The sequence below is a fragment of the Pseudomonas sp. Xaverov 259 genome (assembly GCF_019352915.1).
In the GTDB taxonomy this organism is placed as follows: Bacteria; Pseudomonadota; Gammaproteobacteria; order Pseudomonadales; family Pseudomonadaceae; genus Aquipseudomonas.
In genome coordinates this window covers 243,825-260,883 of record NZ_JAAAFV010000057.1, presented here as the reverse complement: position 1 = coordinate 260,883, position 17,059 = coordinate 243,825, and the positions used below count along the sequence as shown (strand labels likewise).

Sequence of the window (17,059 nt, the reverse complement as noted above, 5' to 3'; positions counted from 1 at the left end):
TTTGGATGAACTCGGCGCCTGTAATGGGGCTGCTGTGCAGCCCAACGCGGGGCAAGCCCGCTCGCCACAAAGCCTATCAATCTCAGCCCTGACGCGCCGCCAACACCGAATAGCTGTTCATCAAATTGCGATAATTAGGAATCCGCTGCGACAACAAATTCCCCAGCCCCTCGATATCGTTGCGCCAATCCCCCTGCAACTCACACGCCACCGAAAACCAATTCATCATTTGCGCCCCGGCCTGCACCATCCGGCTCCACGCCGCCTGCTGCACCGTCGTATTAAACGTGCCCGACGCATCCGTCACCACAAACACCTCAAACCCCTCCGCCAGCGCTGACAAAGTCGGGAACGTCACACACACATCCGTCACCACACCCGCAATGACGATCTGCTTACGCCCAGTCGCCTTGACCGCCTTGACGAAATCCTCGTTGTCCCACGCATTGATCTGACCAGGGCGAGCGATGTACGGCGCCTCCGGGAACATCTCCTTCAACTCCGGCACCAACGGACCATTGGGGCCTTGCTCGAAACTGGTGGTGAGAATGGTCGGCAAGTTGAAGAACTTGGCCACGTCCGCCAGGGCCAGTACGTTGTTCTTGAACTCATTGGGGGAGAAGTCCTGCACCAGCGAGATCAGGCCGGTTTGGTGGTCGATCAGCAGAACAATGGCGTCGTCTTTGTTCAGGCGGCTGAGGGTTGGAGTGCTCATGGTTGAAATCCTTTTTTGTTTAGGTTGGTTTGGCGTTGCGTTCAACATGGGCACAGATTAATGGGTGGGTTGTAAGTGATAAATCCGCTGGCACGTGTCTTACCGTCAACTTGAAAAGGACAATCAAACCGACGGAATAAACACGGGGACTTTTTGGCCGCTCGGCGTCGTCGCAAACGCCACCTTGAGCCGTTGCCCGATGCACAAGTGGTGCGGAGCGTCACATTGGATGACCGATAACATCGTCGGCCCTTCGTCGAGGGTCACGTAGGCAATGCAATGCACGTCGTCTGCGCGCCCGCTATAGCTGAAGCTGTACAAGGTGGCGCCACCGATGGCGACGAACCAATCGGTTGCGGTGCTGCCGGTGAAGGGGCTGTGATCACGCGGATAGTAGTAGGCCTTGCCGGTGTCCAGGCAGCGGCGTAGCAATAGTTGGTCTTGATTGGCAGCGGCCCAGAACGGCGCACTTTCCGCGGTGATGTGCGGTGAGGTCAGTGGCATATCAGAGGCGCTCCAGTATGAGTGTGGCGCTGCCGTGGCGTGAACCCAGCAGGCCGCCGGTGCCGTGGGCCAGAGCCAGTGCGCAATGGGGCCGTTGAACGGCCGGGTGTGCTTCGCCGCGCAACTGGCGCACGGCCTCGATCAGCCTGGCCATGCCGCCACGATGGCCGGGGTGGTTATTGCACAGGCCGCCGCCGTCAGTGTTTACCGCCAAAGGGCCGACACCGCTGATTAACTTGCCGTCGGCGACAAAGGCGCCGCCCTGGCCAGGGGCGCAAAAGCCGAGGTTTTCCAGCTGGATCAATACGGTGATGGTGAAGCTGTCGTACAGCGAGGCGTAGTCAATATCGCCAGGTGTGAGGCGCGCCTCGCCAAATGCATCGGCGCCGGATTGCGCGCCGCCCGAGGTCAACAGGTCGAAGTAACCGCCGTTCAAATGGTTAATCGCATAGCCCGAACCGATAGGCGTAATCAGCGGCCGTTTGAGCGAGCGCGCAATGGCCGGATGGACCAGCACCAGGGCGCCGCCACCGTCGCTGATCACGCAGCAGTCCAAGCGCCGCAAAGGGGCGGCGACCAAGGGTGAACTCAGTACGTCTTCCACCGTCACCACATTGCGCAACATGGCCTGCGGGTTGTGCTGGGCATGGTGCGACGCCGCGACTTTTATCCAGGCCAGTTGCTCGGCCGTGGTGCCGTGTTCGTATTGATGGCGCATGGCGCACATCGCGTAGAGGTTGACCACGGCAGCGCCATAGGGCGTTTCAAACGGTGCTTCACAGGCGCTGTACGCGGGGTCTAATGCGCTGCTTTCCGGACGTTGGCGCTCGGCACGCGGGCGGCCGGCCTGGGTGATCAAGGCGACACGGCAGCGCCCATCGGCGATGGCGCGTGTAGCCTGGGCGACTTGATGCATGTAGGACGAGCCCCAGCTTTCCGTCGTATCCAGGTGCCGTGGCTGGATGCCCAGGTACTCGACCATGGAGAACGGCCCTACGCCTGGCGCCCCCCAGCCCGGCACATCACTGGCGCAGAAATAACCGTCGACATCACTGAGGCTCAGCCCCGCATCCTCCAGGGCGCCGCGGGCCACGTCGGCATGCAACTGCGCCAGGGAGCGGTCAGTGGCGTGACGTGTTGGGTGTTCATAGGCACCCACGATATAAGCTTTACCCCTCATGGCTGGCGGCTCCTGGCAGCGTATTCGATAAAGAACTCAAGCGCCTGCGGGTCACGCATGGCGCTGGGGTTGGCGACTTTCTGCGGGTCGTGGCCCATCAGGATCCGGCGTACCGGCACTTCCATTTTTTTACCGGTGAGGGTGGTGGGAATCAGCGGTACAGCCAGGATGCAGTCGGGCACATGCCGAGGAGTGCACGCCAGGCGCAGGCAATCATTCACGCGTTGCTGCAAAGTCTCATCCAACACCGCGCCGGCACGCAGCTGTACAAACAGCGGCATAAAGAAACCGCCCTCGGGCAAATCAAGGTTAACGATCAGTGCATCCTCGATTTCTGCGATGTGCTCCAGCGCCCGGTAAATCTCCGCCGTGCCGATCCGCACGCCAAAGCGGTTCAGCGTCGCATCGGAACGCCCCAGCACCTGGCAGCCGCCGCGAGCATTGAGCAAAAAGAAATCCCCATGGCGCCACACGCCCGGCCACGGCTGAAAGTAGCTGTCGCGATAGCGCTCGCCCGTGGGGTCATTCCAGAAATACACCGGCATCGACGGCATGGGCGACCTCACCACCAGCTCGCCGACTTGATCGATCACCGGTTGGCCGTGCGCATCAAACGCATGGGCATCCACCCCGAGGGCGCGCGCCTGGATCTCGCCCGCATACACCGGCAAGGTCGGTACGCCACTGACAAGGCCGGTGCAGATATCCGTACCGCCGCTGCCCGTGTTGACCCACACCGCCGTGTTCAGGTTGCGGTAAAACCAAGCATTACACTGCGGTGAAACCGGCGACCCCACCGGCATTACCGTGCGCAGTGCGTGCAGGTCAAAACCCTCGCCGGGCACCACGCCCTCGCGCTGCATCAACTCAATGTAGGTGGGGCTGGTGCCGAAAAAACTCGCGCGGCTGTCTTGCAGAATTTGCCACAGTGCATCGGTGCCTGGCCAGGTGGGATGGCCGTCGTAAAGCACCGGGCGTACACCGCAAAGCAAGGCGCTGAACAAGGTGTTCCACATCATCCAGCCGGTGGTGGTGAAAATGAAGGCGGTGTCACCCGGACGAAAATCCAGGTGCAAATGCAGTGCTTTGAGCTGCTCCAGCAGAACCCCGCCATGGCTGTGAACGATGGCTTTGGGCACCCCCGTGGTGCCGGACGAGAACAATACCCATAACGGATGATCGAAGGGGACTTGCTCGCACTGGAAATCGGCGGCGGGCACGCTGGGGCGCAGGCGCAAGCTGTGCCAGTCGATGGCGTCAGGCAGCGTCAATGGCTCATCAGGAAACAGCGTCGGCAGCACAATGACCTGCTGGATGCTGCCCAACTCGTCGACGATCTGCCGGACCTGGTCACGCCGGTCAAACGCCTTGCCGCCATACCGGTAGCCGTCCACCGCCAACAACACTTTTGGCGCTAATTGCCGCACCCGATCCAGCACACCCTCGCTGCCGAAATCCGGCGAGCCACTGGCCCAGATCGCGCCGATGGCTGCGCAGGCACACAGCGCAATCATCGCCTCGGGGACATTTGGCAGGTAAGCCACCACGCGATCACCGGGTACTACGCCCAGCTCTCGCAGATAGCCGGCGAGCGTGCGCACCTGGTCGCAGAACTCGACCCAGGGCAAGCCCTGCAAAGCGCTGGATTCGCTCAGGTAGAGCAGCGCATCGCCTTGCCGTTCGTTGCGCAAAATGTGTTCAGCAAAATTCAGCTGCGCGCCGGGAAACCACTCTGCACCTGGCATCGTACGTTCACCCAGCACCGCGTGGTATGGGCTACTGGTCTGCACCTTGAAGTGGTCCCAGATCGATTGCCAGAAAGCGTCCAGATCATCGACCGACCACTGCCATAGCCCGTGGTAGTCGACAAAGCTCAGCCCGCGCTCGCGTTTGAGCCAAGCCAGGTAATGCGTGAGGCGGGTATGTTGGATATGTTCAGGGGAGGGCTGCCAAAGCCGTTGGCCCTGGACTACTTCGTTGAATGCAGTCGCCACGATTTAAGACCTCTGACGTTTTTGTTTTTAGGGTCATGGGGTATTCATGCGTGACGGACTGTAGCGATAAATTGTACGACGTACAATTGATAGGCTTTCTGATTATGTTGTGCGATTTTTCAGCGACGCGCCGCCAGGGTTTCCAGGCCGCAGAGGAGGGTGTCGACATAAAACGCAAAGCTCTCATGCAGCGGCGCGTGCACACCATTTTGCCAGCGCAGGCTGAAACCTCGGTTGCTGAGCTGGTCCATGTTCTGCGCAAGGGTCGGGTGCTGCTCGGCGTCAACGGTCTGCAGGCTTTCCTGTACTTGCTGCTGCCACGCTTCGGTGTTCTCCGGCAGCGGGGCGAACTCCAAGGTGGTGAAACCGGCAAGGGCGGCGATAAACGTGTTGTAGGCGCCAGCCAATGAAGGCCCACTGAAACCCGCTTGCTGCAATGCTGCCAATACGCCTTCTACCAACTTGAAGTCGGTGCGGGTGTTGGAGACCAGTTGCGCACCGAGCAACGGCGCCACATTCGGGTGCTGGTGCACAGCGTTATGGCAATTAACCAGGGTGGCGCGAAGGTAGTCCTGCCAGCGTTCCTGGGGCTGCGGCGCGACCCTTTCGAGGACTTTGGCCAACACTTCGCTCAACAGCAATTCACGTGACGAGACGTACCAGTAAATGGCGGTCGGGTACACGCCCAGGCTATTTGCCAAGTTGCGCAGGCTGCATTTTTCCAGGCCTTCGCGGTCGATCAACGCCAATGCGGCGGCGATAATCGTGTCTTTATTCAGCTGGTTTTGCGGGTCTTCGCCAACGGTTTTTTTACGCCTGCCTCGTGGGTTTGCGGTTTTGCTGGTCATGGACGTTATTCCGGTTGAGCGACGGCGAAAGGATAGCCGGTCGTCGATTCGCTGTCGCTCTTCCAGGCGTGGTGTCAGTCTCTGGTCAACATGCCTCCATAGCGTTCTACAAAGGCCTGTGTAGCGTTAACCAGCCGATTCATTTCGTGCTCGGTCAGCGGCAGGCTCAACGCAAACAGCCCACGCCGCGCACTGTAGATCCCACATTCAAGCAGGTGAAAAAAGAACAGATCCCGTAGGCGGTTTCGGTCCGTTGGGATATCAGTGGGCCGAAGAATCGGCAAGCCTGTGGGATGCAGGTTCATCACTGAACCCTGCCCGGTAAACTGCATCGGCATAGAGGCGAGCACCTCGTTCAGTTGCTCGCGCAACCGGTCGCCCCTTGTATTCAACGCAATGGCTTGCTCACGGGTATACACCTGCTCCAATCCAGCGATACCCGCCGCCATGGTCAGTACGTTGTTGTTAAAGGTGCCTGCGTGAGAGAGGCTGCCATGGCGCGGATCGAACTGCGCCATGATGTCTCGTCGGCCACCCAACATTCCACAGGGCATTCCGCCGCCGAGGTATTTGCCCAGGGTCATCAGGTCAGGCGTTATACCGAGCTTTTCTTGTAAACCGCCTGGGCCAAGGCGTGAAGTCATCACCTCATCGAACACCAGCAGTACCCCATATGCACGGCTCAACTCGCGCAAACCCTCGAGAAAGCCCGGCGCGGCGCAGATACAGCCACCGGCGCCCAACATCGGCTCCACGAGGATCGCCGCACACGCGCCAGGGTGCTCAAACAGCAAACGCTCGACACTGCCTAGATCGTTGTAATCCGCCAGGTACACGCGGTGGGGCACATTCATCGGCGTGCCTGGCCCGGCAAAACTCAGCACGCCGCCGTGATAACCGCCGTTAAACGCGATGACGCCGTCGCGCCCGGTGTAGGCCCGTGCCGCCGCCAGTGCGAGCAGATTTGCCTCGGTACCGGAATTGGTAAAGCGCACCTGTTCGATACAACCAAAGCGCTCCACGATCAACGCTGCCAACCGCGCTTCCAGTTGCGTAGGGGCGCTGAGGTTCAGCCCGTTCGCCATCGCCGTCGTCAGCGCCTGGATGATTACCGGGTGAGAGTGCCCATACAGCGCTGCGGTGTATTCGGCGAGAAAGTCGACATAACGATGCCCGTCCAGGTCATCCAGAAAACAGCCCGCGCCGCCCGACATCACCAACGGAAACGGTTCATAAAACAGCACTGAGCGCGTATTGCCACCCGGCATTACCCGCGCGGCCACGTCCAGTTGCCGGGCGCTGTTGGGGTTGGCGTGGGTATAGCGGTTGATGCAGCGCTGCAACACGGACCTATCAGGCGCTGTGAACATCGCTCACCTCCTTGGGGGCGTTGCGCTTTGGATATACCAGCAGCAACAGCGCAAACCAGGCCGCCGCCACGTAAAACGCCGTGCGCGTCTCCGGGTCGCGAATCACCAGCACCGTCAACCCAGCCAAAAACAACAGTACCAACACGCTGCTGCCCCGAGCCCACGGCAAGCGATACGGCATCAGCGGCAACTCACCCCGCTGCACCTTGCACCGATACGCCATATGCGTGGTGATGATCACCGCCCACACCCAAATCAACAGGCCCAAAATGCCGGTGATCAATAGGTTGAAAATGCTTTCTGGCATCAGAAAGTTCAGCAATACCCCCACCAGCAAAATCGCGGTCGACACCATCAAACAACGCGCCGGCACCTGGCGCGGGCTTAGCACCTGCAATTGGCGGGGCGCCTGCTGAATATGCGACAGCGCAAACAACATCCGGCTGGTGGCAAACAACCCGGTATTGCACGACGACGCCAACGCACTGATCACCACAAAATTGATCAGCCCGGCCGCAATCCCCAGGCCAATGCTGTCGAACACCATCACAAACGGGCTTTGCGAGGTGTCGATCTGGTTCCAGGGATAAAGGGCCATGATCACCGCGATCGAGCCGATATAAAAAATTGCCATCCGCCAGATGATGCTATTGATCGCCCGCGGCAATGTGCGCTCCGGGTTGGCCGTTTCCGCCGCCACCAAGCCAATCACCTCGACCCCGGCAAAGGTAAACGCCGCCAACGGTATCGCGAACCAAAAGCCACTCCAGCCATTCGGGAAAAACCCACCGTGCCGCCACAGGTTGGTGATCGAAGGGGTGGACTGCGACGATGTATCGAGCCCGAAAATCAGAATCGCCAAGCCTGCGGCAATCAGCCCGACAATCGTCACCACTTTGATCAACGCCAGCCAGAACTCCACCTCGCCGAACGTCTTCACCGCAAACAAATTGATCACCATCAACACCACCGTGGTGACCAACGCCGGAATCCACTGCGCCAACTCCGGGAACCAATATTTCATCAACAAGCCGATCCCCGTAACCTCCAGCACCCCCACCAGAATCCAGATCAACCAATACGACCACCCCGTAATAAACGCCACCCGCGGCCCCAAAAACTCCTCCGCATACGTCGCAAACGACCCGCTACCGGGCCGATACAACGACAACTCCCCCAGCGCCCGCGCAATCAAATAAACCATCCCCCCACACAACGCATACGCCAGCAACAACGCCGGCCCCGCCGTGGCAATTGCCTTACCCGAACCCAGAAACAAACCGGCCCCAATAATGCCGCCGATAGCAATCAACATCACATGACGCTCCTTGAGCGACCGCGCCAAGCCATGGTTGGAAGAGTGAAGCGGTGGTGTGGACATCAGCATTCCCCAAGCTGTATTGCACAGCAGTAGTGAGGTGGCCCGGCTCAAACCGGATTTTATTGTACGGTGTGCAATAAGCAGGTTTTGGGCCAAATGCTAAACGCGGTGGCGAGCGGTTTTTAAACGGGCTGTTTAGATATGTTTGTAGGAAGGTTCGTTGGGGCGATGTTGATTGGGGTGAGGGCGCAAGCGTGTCACCTGGGGAAACAGATGGGTGGGGGGCACACGGTCGAGAATTACGGGTGATTTTCAAGGGCCAGCAGGGCGGATCCCTTTCATTTGCAGGACGTTTCCTGGAGCGTTCCGTCGGCTTGCTTACAGCTATTTGAATGGCTAATAGGCAGCAGCAGATGATGAAGAGGGCTTCCTAGGAACCATAGTTTGCCGTTGCACAAAGTTGCTGGACCACTCTAGCAGGTGGCCAGCTGAGGCCTGAAAATACTGGAGGTCAGCCGCTTCAGCGCAATATCAATCGCTTGATCGTCAAACAGCTTGTTTTTGCGAGTAGCCGCACCTGAACCGCCGTCCCAACGTTTCAATGCTTCACGCACAGCGGTAACCGTCGGGGAAACGTGTTCCTGGCTAAGTAACCAGTCGACCGTCGCTAACAACTCCATACCGAAGGGGGACTCAAAGCCGTCGATCAACTCGGCGGTAAGCTCCAGTGCTTGTGAATATTCCTTGGCCTCCGTCTTCAGGTAGGCTTGGAGGAAAGCTTTACGGTCTTGGTCAAACCAGATTACATCGCTGATACCTGCATCGCTGATGCGTTTGTCGCAATGCAGATAGCTGCCATCCAGGTTATTAAGCAAATGCTCCAACCGATTGGCATACGGCCCATATTTATGGGCAACGAACTTTAGATCCAACGGTTTTTTTGCATCCGGCAGCTTCTCAATGGCGCGTTCTAGAAACCAGGCCAACTTCTGAATTTCAAGCAGACTGCATTCCATACCTAAAACCCAGTAGCGACGGACCAGCTCAGCAATGAGTGCACGGGCGGGAGTGAGCTTCTCCACGCCACTTCGCTTGGCGACGTTCAGGTACTGATTGGAAGGCTCAAATACCAGCACATCGACATCCAAATCACTCAAGACATCAACAATCTGCTCACGGACTTCCGGCCATTTCAGGCCGCCATTACCCGCGCCCAACGGTGGAACCGCTACAGACTTCACATGGTTTTCGATCAAAAAACGACGTAGATCGTGCAGACCTTCGGTTATCCATGCCATCTGCGATGGCGATCGCCAGTGACGTTTGGTCGGGAAGTTAACGATCCATTGAGGACCATCCAGTTCGTTGACCGCCGTTACGTGGACCTTGCCGGTTTCTACCTCGCCAGCCTTGCAGGCAGCTGCGTACAGGCGATAATTTTCCGCAAAGCGCTCTTTGAACATCAGCGCGATACCTTTGCCCATCACGCCCACGGTATTCACCGTATTGACGAGCGCTTCGGTGTTGGCTTCCAAAAGGTTGCCTTGGGTGAATCTGATCATTGGAAATACCATCCCGGACGCGCATGCACAGACAATGTCAGGCCTCTAGCGGCGACGTCCTGCTGTATGCGTTCTTTCATTGCATCGGTGTAGCACATGATGCCAAGGAGTCCTGTAATCGGTAGGTGGTGGTGAATCAGCGCTTCAGCCTGATAACGCTCCATCTTGCGAGGGTCATCGGGGTCACGTTTGAAGTCGCGTCGTTGAAGGATAGACCAATCGATCTCATGGAGATTCTCCGGATCGTTGTAATAGTCTGTCCAATCCGGATAAGCGTGTGCGTTTGTGAAGACGAACGGTAGGCCTAGCTCAGCGACGCGGTGCAGGCTAGAGACCAAGATCACGATCTCGTCATTGCTGCGTTGCTGAACACTCCACCCGGAGTGGATATTTTTCATCATCACAGAGAAAGGGGTGAAGTAGAAGGGCACGTAGTCGGCCAACACACCTGCAGGCGCGATAGGCACACGGCGAGTGCGGCGTTTGTCGATTAAGTCAGCGTTGCCAATGTTCACGTACTGGGGGGCCTGCACCTCGGAGCTGGCGCAGTGCAGGCCGTTGTCCAGAATCCAGGGCAGATTATCGCGGTGGACTATCCGCCAAATCAGCGCTTTTTCTGGATTCAGACTGCTATAAATCATCTAAGAAACATTCCCCGATTCACTCCGAATTCTACATTAACACCGGCCTGGCGCATTTTAGCCTCGCACAGGGCCTCAACTTCGGCATTTGAAACAAAAACCTTAAAGAAATCGTTAGGAAAAACGACTTTCGGCGATAGGCACTCTGCCATACAGATGCTTTTGCATTGTGGGTCGTGGTAGTCCCTGGCATTCATGACGTCCCAATTAATTGCTGCGAAGCCTTCGGCATAGTCGAGCAATTGAATCGCATCATTAGCTAATGGATGGCGGGGAATGATTTTCCACTGGTTTCTAACCGCCACGTTGCGGTGAACCGAGATTACGACGAATTGATCGTCAGGCCGTCTGCGCTGGACGCTTCCATCAAATGGGTTCTTGGCAAACCAGTGAAAAGGCACGTACTGCTCTAATGCCAGACCTTGTCGTTTTTTCAAAATCTCCGCATCAGCCACATCTGCGAACGCTTTGAGTTGAGCTCTCGGTTTCAATCCGTTCTGAAAAATGCTGCTCAGGTTTTCAAGCGAAGTGAGGTGATAAAGAAGTTTTTGTTCCCTGATGTCCGGCATGTCGGTCTCCTTGACCTATGCATGAGTTGAGCTAGCTTCATCCCTGCTTGCTCATCAGTGCAGGCAGCCCAATAAGTATCGCAGGATTAGAGAGGGTGATTCTATTGTGATATCACTTCGGCTCGCGAGGTTCAACTAATGAAAGGGGTTTGGTTGAATGGCTCATGTGCTTTTCACTGACTACTGCTGACAGTTAATCGGAACAACAGGTCGTGTAGGCCGCTCGAATTCTATGTGCCAGCAGGGCGGATCCCTTTCATTTGCAGGACGTTTCCTAGAGAATCCCAGTCGCTTGCGCCAGCTAAATTCCGCGACTAGGCTGCGTTCCGTCACTGTTTTTTCAGTGATCGGGTTTAGTCGCCCGGACTTCGCTAGGCGCACGCGCCATCCCAAAGCCAGGTGTTTCCTCACCTGCACTTTATGGTGGCTGTGCGCAGGGCACCTTCGGGTGCGCCGGTGCCTAGCGGCCGGTCGACTAACCTGCGTACAGCCGCCACCTCTGCTCGTTTAGTCGCGAAAGGACGGTGGTATTCACTTACCGCTAGAGGTTTTCTATGGATAACGTTATTTCGGATTTACCCTCATCTGCTGCAACTAAGCCATTTACTGTTAATGAAGAGCTGAGCTTTGAAGATGCCTGGGTGCGCGTGGCCGAGTTGCTGCAGTGTGCGGTGGCTACGTCGCAGGCGCTTGGTGAACCGCTGGGTGCGCCGCATAGGGCGGTGATGCATTTGGTGGAGATGGCGAAGATGGTGGCGGATCGAGCTGTGGAGTGTATGCAGCCGAAGTAAGAAAACGTCGCCTGTTCAGTCTTCACCGTTCAGGCGACTCAATACTCAATGTCCTTCAGTATGGCTCAGGCGTACGTCTTGAAGTCGTTGCTGTCGCGAATCAGTAGCTGCATCAGCTTGGGGTGAATGAAGAGCTTTTCCTTGCCAACCTGAACCTCCTGTAGAACGCCAATGGAGACCAACTCTTTGAGGTAGCGAGAGGCAGCCTGGCGTTGAGCGATCTGCTTATCGACGACGTTGCTAATGCGGCAGTAGGGTTGCTCGAAAATCACATCCACTAATTCGCGGGTATAGGTTTTCGGCAGACGTTCGCGAACAAACTGGCTTGTGTGCTCGGATAGGCTGCGAATGGCGGCAATTTTGGCACTGGTCCATCGGGCGGTTTCTTCTACTGCGGTGAGCATGTAAAGCAGCCAGGGCTCCCAGGCTTGCTCGCGGGTCACATCAAGCAGTAGTCGGTAGTAATCGGCTCTATGCGCAATGATGAAATGGCTAAGGTAGAGAATCGGTAGATTCAGCAGACCTTCCTGAATCAGATACAGGGTATTGATTACCCGGCCGGTGCGGCCATTGCCGTCGGTGAACGGGTGAATGGCCTCGAATTGATAGTGCCCCACGGCCATGCGTACCAAAGGATCGAGGTCTGTCTCGTTGTGTAAAAAACGTTCCCAATTGGCTAGCAAGTCGCGTAAGCGATCTTCGCCCTCTGGTGGCGTGTAGATGATCTCGCCGGTGCGGTCATTGGCTAGCTGGACGCCTGGTACACGGCGAATGTCCATGTTCACGCCCTTGAGCGTGCGACAGATTTCTACTGCCGTGCCTGTGGAGAGTGGGCGCTCAGCCAACGATTGGTAACCGTTATGAAGAGCCTTGCGGTACCGCAGGGCCTCTTTGGTCGCGGGATCTGCATGGTTGGCCCCATCCTGGGCATGCTGGAAGAGCAAGTCCGTGGTGGTGACGATACTTTCGATCTCGGAGCTGTCCTTGGCTTCCAGCAAGGGGATGGTATTGATCAGCATCGTTTGGTTAGGGATCAGCTCGGCGGCTTGTTTCAATTCGGCCAAGGCTGCGCGGGCTTCAATGCAGCGTTTGAGTACTGCCCGGGTTTCCAGCTCTGCTGACGGCGGCAGTGGCGGAAGCTGGTTGTAAGGCTTGTCTGCTTGCCATGGGAAATGAGGTGTTGTCATGGATGAGAGTGTGTCCACGAGGTCCATTTATAGGCGAGGTCGCTGTCATAAACGTCCTCTCATGGCATCAGTGTAAGCATGTGGGCGTCATGTGTCGCTATTTTGTGATTTTTGCGACATGTCTTGTTCTTGTGTCGCTGGCGACGACACTTTAGCTAAGAGCCAACCGGCCAGGCGACTATTCATTTAGGCGTGCGCTTTAGAACAGAGTTTTTGCGGAGTAGAGGTGATAGTACGCAGCGGACCTACTCGCCCCAGCAGGTACCCACGCGTTTTTGAGGTTTAAATGGCATTAAAAAGCCGGCTTGTGGCCGGCTTCTCGGGGACTGCCTCAGCTTGTTTTTGACAAACCTCACCAGCCTTAAAATCGCTCAGCCCACATCGCGTCGGGCTGAATAGTAGGGGCATCTGCGGGAACTCCTCCGCATCGCCAGGCAGGATAGGTAGCGCAAAGCCACCCCCAGCCAAATGTGGGCGGCATTCTACCCACATTCACCTCATATGCCTACCTCCGGGTCCGATTTAGAGCCTTCCCAGCCCAGCAGGTGTTCGTCCAGTGGGACCGGCCTGCGGTTGTTGAGGGTGGACCACCAGAACACCCAGCCGACGATCTCGAAGTTCTGTTCAAAGCGTTGTTCGTGGGTGAGGTATTCGTCCGGGTGTTCGTTGGCGTTGTGGCTGCGCATGCGCAGGCCGCCGCCGGGGCGGTTGTAGAGGTATTTGATGCGAAGCATGCCGTCGTGTTCGACGGCGTAGATTTCACCGTCGGTGATTTGGCTGCGGCCTCGGTCGATGGCGAGGGTGGCGCCTTGCTGGATGATGTCGGTCATGCTGTTGTCGACCATGTAGGCGCCTACCGCGCGGTCGGGGTTTACGTTGAGGGTTTCGAGGGTGTGCAGGGAGACGCGGATGCGCTCGGTCGAGGTGAAAGTGGGGTGGAGGGGGATCTCCACGTCGATTTTTTCTGGGAGACGGGCGGGGCCCGTGAGGTACTTGCCGCTTTCTTCGCGGGTGGCGATGCCTTTCCTTGGGTCCGGGCCTTCCAGCAGGAAGTTGGCCGGTGGGTGTTTGAGGCCTTCGCCGGTGCGCAGCCAACGGCTGGAGACGCAGAGCAGTTCTGCGATCTCGTTGAGTCGGCCCATGGGCACGCCGCGCTTGAACCAGTTGTTCACGTGTTGAGGCGTGACACCACGGTTTTTGGCGAAGTCGGAGGCGGAAAGATGAACTTCCCGCAGTAACGCTTTTAGTCGATCACCTGATGTATTCATAAACGCAGAGTTTACTGGCCGGAAAAATACATCAAATAAACTATGCGTTGAGTTTCGCGTGTAGGGATTTGCTTAGTTGTAGGCTGATATTTCAGCTATCTAACTTTATTAAACGCGTCGAATTAAACATTGCACTCAGCGTTTAATTTTTCCCACAAAAAAAGCCCCGAATCGTCGGGGCTTTTTTGATTGCCGGGGCAATGAGGAGCGGGTGTCAGCCTTTGTAGGCAGCAACCGACTTCATGATCTCGGCGCGGGCGGCGTCTGCGTTGCCCCAACCGTCGATCTTCACCCATTTGCCTTTTTCGAGGTCTTTGTAGTTCTCGAAGAAGTGCTTGATCTGTTCCAGCAGCAGTGGCGGCAGGTCGGTGTATTCCTTCACGTCCACGTACAGCTGGGACAGCTTGTCGTGTGGCACCGCGATAACTTTGGCATCGCCGCCGCCGTCGTCGGTCATGTTCAGGATGCCGACTGGGCGCGCGCGAATCACCGAGCCTGGGGTAACCGGGTAAGGGGTTACTACCAGCACGTCGAGGGGGTCACCGTCGTCAGCCAGGGTGTTAGGGATAAAACCGTAGTTGGCCGGGTAGAACATCGGGGTGGCCATGAAACGGTCAACGAACAGGCAGTCGCTGTCTTTGTCGATTTCGTATTTGATCGGCGCGTGGTTGGCCGGAATTTCGATGGCGACGTAGATGTCGTTCGGCAGGTCTTTGCCAGCCGGAATCTTGCTGTAGCTCATTGGGCGATGCCCCCGTAGTTGGCCATGAAACATGGCCGGATTGGCCTAAAAGTGGCGGCGATTATAGGCATATTCTGACGCCGATGCCATGCGTCAGACGTCGTGTGGCGCCAGCGGTTCAGTCTGGTAACGGGCATCGCTGGTTTGCAGTTGGTGCAGGCGGGCCAGCGGGTCCTGGCGATAGAAGCGGCTCAGTTGTGCGTACACCTGGGGATAAGTGCCGACCAGTAAATCCGGGGCACTGAAAAAATATTCGCTGGTGACAGCAAAGAATTCCGCCGGGTTTTCGGCGGCGTAGGGGTCGATGTCCGTTTCGGCGTCCGGGTTGGCATCCAGCTGGCGGTTGAGGTCGTCAAAGGCGCTTTGCATCACGCTGGCCCATTCCTGCACGCGCATGTCGTGGTGCAGCGGCGGCAGGCCGTTGGCGTCGCCGTTGAGCATGTCCAGCTTGTGCGCCAGCTCGTGGATCACCAGGTTGTAGCCTTCCCACTGGCCGCTGGCCAGAACGCCGGGCCAGGCGAGGATCACCGGGCCTTGCTGCCAGGCTTCGCCGCTGTGCTCACCGTCCCACTCGTGCTCGACACCGCTGGCATCGCGATGGCGCTGGGGGCTCAGGAAGTCGTCGGGGTACAGCACGATTTCGTGGAAGCCCTGATACCAGTCGAGGTCGCCCAGGTTCATCAGCGGCAACTGTGCCTGGGCGGCGAGCAGCAGGCGTTGTTCCTGATGCAGGTCGACGCCGGGCAGGGCGGTGAGGTGCTTTTCACTCAGGAACACCACGCAGGCTTCGCGCAGCCATTGGTCCTGCTCGGCGCTGATGCCGTCGAGAAAGGTCAGGTGATGGCGCACCCGCTGCCAGGTGTCATCGGCAATCGGATGCTTGGCCAGCAGGCGCCGGCGACGCCAGGCGCTGAGGGACCACATTGCCGGTTACTGCGGCTTGGCTTCGGAACTGCGGCCAAACCGGCTGCGGAACACGCCGATGATCATCGGCACCAGCGACAGCAGGATGATAAACACCACCAGCAGCGAGAGGTTCTTCTTGATAAACGGCACGTTGCCGAAGAAGTAACCCAGGGTGACCAGGCCGCCAACCCACAGGATGGTGCCGAACACGCTGAAGCCGAAGAAGCGTGGGTAAGGCATTTTGGCGATACCGGCCACGAACGGTGCAAAGGTGCGCAGGATTGGCAGGAAGCGCGCCAGGGTCACGGTTTTGCCGCCGTGCTTGTCGTAGAAATCGTGGGTTTTTTGCAGGTAGTCGCGGCGGAAGATTTTCGAGTTCGGGTTGCTGAACAAGCGTTCCCCGGCCGTTCGTCCGATCACGTAGTTGGTACTGTCGCCGAGGATAGCTGCGAGCATTAACAGGCCGCCCAGCAGTACCGGGTCCATGCCGCCGCCTGCGGCGATGGCGCCGGCGATAAACAGCAAGGAGTCACCGGGCAGGAAAGGCATAACCACCAGACCGGTTTCGCAAAAGATAACCAGGAACAGAATGGCGTAGATCCACACTCCGTAGTTTCTTACCAGCATGTCGAGGTACACGTCGAGATGCAGGATAAGGTCGAGCGGGTTGAAGTCCATGGATGGCACCTGTGTGAATGGCCCGGCTCAGCAGGCCTGTGCGGAAGCTACGGGTAAGTTAGGCTACAAGCTTATGTCGCGATTCTTACAGCTCTGAGAGGTCCGCATTATACGGATTGAGAGGTGAAAAGCGTGTTGGTTTTGTAGCGGGGAGTGTCGCTGGTAGCAAGGCTTTACACCGATCCAAATGTTGCCTAGATGTAAATGTGGGAGCTGGCTTGCCTGCGATAGCGGTGGGCCAGGTAATGATGTATCCGCTGATACTCCGCTATCGCAGGCAAGCCAGCTCCCACAGTGGATCGGTGGTGTTTGCTCAGTCCTCACTGATCGGCAGCACGTAGTTCTTGAACTCCGTATCCTCCCGAAACCCGATCGACTCATAGGTCTTCTGCGCCACCTCATTGTCACTGCTGGTCGATACCCGCAGCCGTACGGCCTGGGTCTCCTTGGCCATCTTCTTCGCGGTGCGCATCAGGTTGTCGGCCACCAACTGCCGGCGGGCATCTTCGGCGACGTAGATGTCGTTGAGGATCCACACGCGTTTAAGCGACAGCGACGAAAAGCTCGGGTACAGCTGGCAGAACCCTAGCAACTTCTTGTCGTCATCGTCCGCCAGAGCCAGGTAGATCACCGATTCTTTACGGCGCAGGCGCTTTTCCAGAAAGGCCCGCGATGAATCCGGGAAGGGCAGTGCGCCATAAAACTCGCGGTATTTGACGAACAACGGGGTCAACAGGTCCAGGTGTTCCAGGGTCGCTTGAGTAATCCGCATGCCAGGCCTCA

17 protein-coding genes are annotated in these 17,059 nt (G+C 57.5%); 1 reads left to right on the top strand and 16 read right to left on the bottom strand.

What is annotated here, in order from left to right:
- Positions 1-82 precede the first annotated feature (82 nt).
- The 10 genes from ycaC to K0H48_RS23850 form a co-directional block, all read right to left on the bottom strand.
- Entirely contained in the window at positions 83-715 is a 633-nt protein-coding gene (gene ycaC / locus K0H48_RS23895; RefSeq protein ID WP_219269440.1) for an isochorismate family cysteine hydrolase YcaC, read from the bottom strand.
- Positions 716-838: 123 nt separating this feature from the next.
- Positions 839-1,219 carry a Zn-ribbon domain-containing OB-fold protein gene (locus K0H48_RS23890; RefSeq protein WP_219269439.1) on the bottom strand — a complete coding sequence of 127 codons (381 nt, stop codon included), beginning with the start codon at positions 1,217-1,219 and terminating at the stop codon, positions 839-841.
- A 1-nt stretch (position 1,220) separates the two neighbouring features.
- A complete protein-coding gene (locus K0H48_RS23885; RefSeq protein ID WP_219269438.1) occupies positions 1,221-2,399 on the bottom strand; it encodes a thiolase domain-containing protein in 1,179 nt (392 codons plus the stop codon).
- Entirely contained in the window at positions 2,396-4,393 is a 1,998-nt protein-coding gene (locus K0H48_RS23880; RefSeq protein WP_219269437.1) for an acetoacetate--CoA ligase, read from the bottom strand. Before K0H48_RS23880 ends, K0H48_RS23885 begins: the two co-directional genes overlap by 4 nt.
- A 119-nt stretch (positions 4,394-4,512) precedes the next feature.
- Positions 4,513-5,241: a TetR family transcriptional regulator gene (locus K0H48_RS23875; RefSeq protein WP_219269436.1), complete on the bottom strand. Its 729-nt coding sequence runs from the start codon at positions 5,239-5,241 to the stop codon at positions 4,513-4,515.
- A gap of 74 nt (positions 5,242-5,315) precedes the next feature.
- Positions 5,316-6,611 (bottom strand): aspartate aminotransferase family protein, encoded by a 1,296-nt coding sequence (locus tag K0H48_RS23870; protein WP_219269435.1) that lies wholly within the window; start codon positions 6,609-6,611, stop codon positions 5,316-5,318.
- Complete coding sequence (locus K0H48_RS23865) at positions 6,595-7,992, bottom strand: amino acid permease (RefSeq protein ID WP_219269434.1); 1,398 nt, start codon at positions 7,990-7,992, stop codon at positions 6,595-6,597. Before K0H48_RS23865 ends, K0H48_RS23870 begins: the two co-directional genes overlap by 17 nt.
- Before the next feature lie 413 nt (positions 7,993-8,405).
- Complete coding sequence (locus K0H48_RS23860) at positions 8,406-9,494, bottom strand: macro domain-containing protein (protein WP_219269433.1); 1,089 nt, start codon at positions 9,492-9,494, stop codon at positions 8,406-8,408.
- Positions 9,491-10,135, bottom strand: coding sequence for a DUF4433 domain-containing protein (locus K0H48_RS23855; protein WP_219269432.1), 645 nt, complete (start codon positions 10,133-10,135; stop codon positions 9,491-9,493). The genes K0H48_RS23860 and K0H48_RS23855 overlap by 4 nt, the downstream gene beginning before the upstream one ends.
- Entirely contained in the window at positions 10,132-10,704 is a 573-nt protein-coding gene (locus K0H48_RS23850; protein WP_219269431.1) for a DarT ssDNA thymidine ADP-ribosyltransferase family protein, read from the bottom strand. The genes K0H48_RS23855 and K0H48_RS23850 overlap by 4 nt, the downstream gene beginning before the upstream one ends.
- A 554-nt stretch (positions 10,705-11,258) precedes the next feature.
- Between K0H48_RS23850 and K0H48_RS23845 the strand changes: the two genes are divergently transcribed.
- Complete coding sequence (locus K0H48_RS23845; protein ID WP_219269430.1) at positions 11,259-11,495, top strand: hypothetical protein; 237 nt, start codon at positions 11,259-11,261, stop codon at positions 11,493-11,495.
- Positions 11,496-11,560: 65 nt separating this feature from the next.
- On the opposite strand, the gene fic is transcribed toward K0H48_RS23845, so the two are convergent.
- The 6 genes from fic to K0H48_RS23815 all read right to left on the bottom strand — a co-directional run bounded on the left by fic (position 11,561) and on the right by K0H48_RS23815 (position 17,048).
- Positions 11,561-12,682, bottom strand: coding sequence for a protein adenylyltransferase Fic (fic, locus tag K0H48_RS23840; RefSeq protein ID WP_219269429.1), 1,122 nt, complete (start codon positions 12,680-12,682; stop codon positions 11,561-11,563).
- Between the two features lie 497 nt (positions 12,683-13,179).
- Positions 13,180-13,950, bottom strand: coding sequence for a S24 family peptidase (locus K0H48_RS23835; protein WP_219269428.1), 771 nt, complete (start codon positions 13,948-13,950; stop codon positions 13,180-13,182).
- A gap of 214 nt (positions 13,951-14,164) precedes the next feature.
- Positions 14,165-14,692 carry an inorganic diphosphatase gene (ppa, locus tag K0H48_RS23830; RefSeq protein ID WP_003176323.1) on the bottom strand — a complete coding sequence of 176 codons (528 nt, stop codon included), beginning with the start codon at positions 14,690-14,692 and terminating at the stop codon, positions 14,165-14,167.
- 93 nt (positions 14,693-14,785) lie between these two features.
- On the bottom strand, positions 14,786-15,616 hold the full coding sequence (locus K0H48_RS23825; protein WP_219269427.1) for a zinc-dependent peptidase: 831 nt from the start codon (positions 15,614-15,616) through the stop codon (positions 14,786-14,788).
- A 6-nt stretch (positions 15,617-15,622) separates the two neighbouring features.
- On the bottom strand, positions 15,623-16,276 hold the full coding sequence (locus K0H48_RS23820) for a DedA family protein (RefSeq protein WP_056861943.1): 654 nt from the start codon (positions 16,274-16,276) through the stop codon (positions 15,623-15,625).
- 313 nt (positions 16,277-16,589) lie between these two features.
- The gene (locus K0H48_RS23815) at positions 16,590-17,048 is read right to left on the bottom strand and encodes an N-acetyltransferase (protein WP_138813679.1); all 459 of its coding nucleotides are present in this window, start codon (positions 17,046-17,048) and stop codon (positions 16,590-16,592) included.
- Between the last annotated feature and the right edge of the window lie 11 nt (positions 17,049-17,059).

What these genes read in the sequence shown, in the direction of transcription:
- K0H48_RS23825 (WP_219269427.1), bottom strand. Translation starts at nt 15,616, where the DNA reads ATGTGGTCCCTCAGCGCCTGGCGTCGCCGGCGCCTGCTGGCCAAGCAT.
- K0H48_RS23855 (WP_219269432.1), bottom strand. Translation starts at nt 10,135, where the DNA reads ATGATTTATAGCAGTCTGAATCCAGAAAAAGCGCTGATTTGGCGGATA.
- K0H48_RS23845 (WP_219269430.1), top strand. Translation starts at nt 11,259, where the DNA reads ATGGATAACGTTATTTCGGATTTACCCTCATCTGCTGCAACTAAGCCA.
- K0H48_RS23885 (WP_219269438.1), bottom strand. Translation starts at nt 2,399, where the DNA reads ATGAGGGGTAAAGCTTATATCGTGGGTGCCTATGAACACCCAACACGT.
- K0H48_RS23875 (WP_219269436.1), bottom strand. Translation starts at nt 5,241, where the DNA reads ATGACCAGCAAAACCGCAAACCCACGAGGCAGGCGTAAAAAAACCGTT.
- K0H48_RS23850 (WP_219269431.1), bottom strand. Translation starts at nt 10,704, where the DNA reads ATGCCGGACATCAGGGAACAAAAACTTCTTTATCACCTCACTTCGCTT.
- K0H48_RS23870 (WP_219269435.1), bottom strand. Translation starts at nt 6,611, where the DNA reads ATGTTCACAGCGCCTGATAGGTCCGTGTTGCAGCGCTGCATCAACCGC.
- K0H48_RS23820 (WP_056861943.1), bottom strand. Translation starts at nt 16,276, where the DNA reads ATGGACTTCAACCCGCTCGACCTTATCCTGCATCTCGACGTGTACCTC.
- fic (WP_219269429.1), bottom strand. Translation starts at nt 12,682, where the DNA reads ATGACAACACCTCATTTCCCATGGCAAGCAGACAAGCCTTACAACCAG.
- K0H48_RS23835 (WP_219269428.1), bottom strand. Translation starts at nt 13,950, where the DNA reads ATGAATACATCAGGTGATCGACTAAAAGCGTTACTGCGGGAAGTTCAT.
- K0H48_RS23865 (WP_219269434.1), bottom strand. Translation starts at nt 7,992, where the DNA reads ATGTCCACACCACCGCTTCACTCTTCCAACCATGGCTTGGCGCGGTCG.
- ycaC (WP_219269440.1), bottom strand. Translation starts at nt 715, where the DNA reads ATGAGCACTCCAACCCTCAGCCGCCTGAACAAAGACGACGCCATTGTT.
- K0H48_RS23815 (WP_138813679.1), bottom strand. Translation starts at nt 17,048, where the DNA reads ATGCGGATTACTCAAGCGACCCTGGAACACCTGGACCTGTTGACCCCG.
- ppa (WP_003176323.1), bottom strand. Translation starts at nt 14,692, where the DNA reads ATGAGCTACAGCAAGATTCCGGCTGGCAAAGACCTGCCGAACGACATC.
- K0H48_RS23890 (WP_219269439.1), bottom strand. Translation starts at nt 1,219, where the DNA reads ATGCCACTGACCTCACCGCACATCACCGCGGAAAGTGCGCCGTTCTGG.
- K0H48_RS23860 (WP_219269433.1), bottom strand. Translation starts at nt 9,494, where the DNA reads ATGATCAGATTCACCCAAGGCAACCTTTTGGAAGCCAACACCGAAGCG.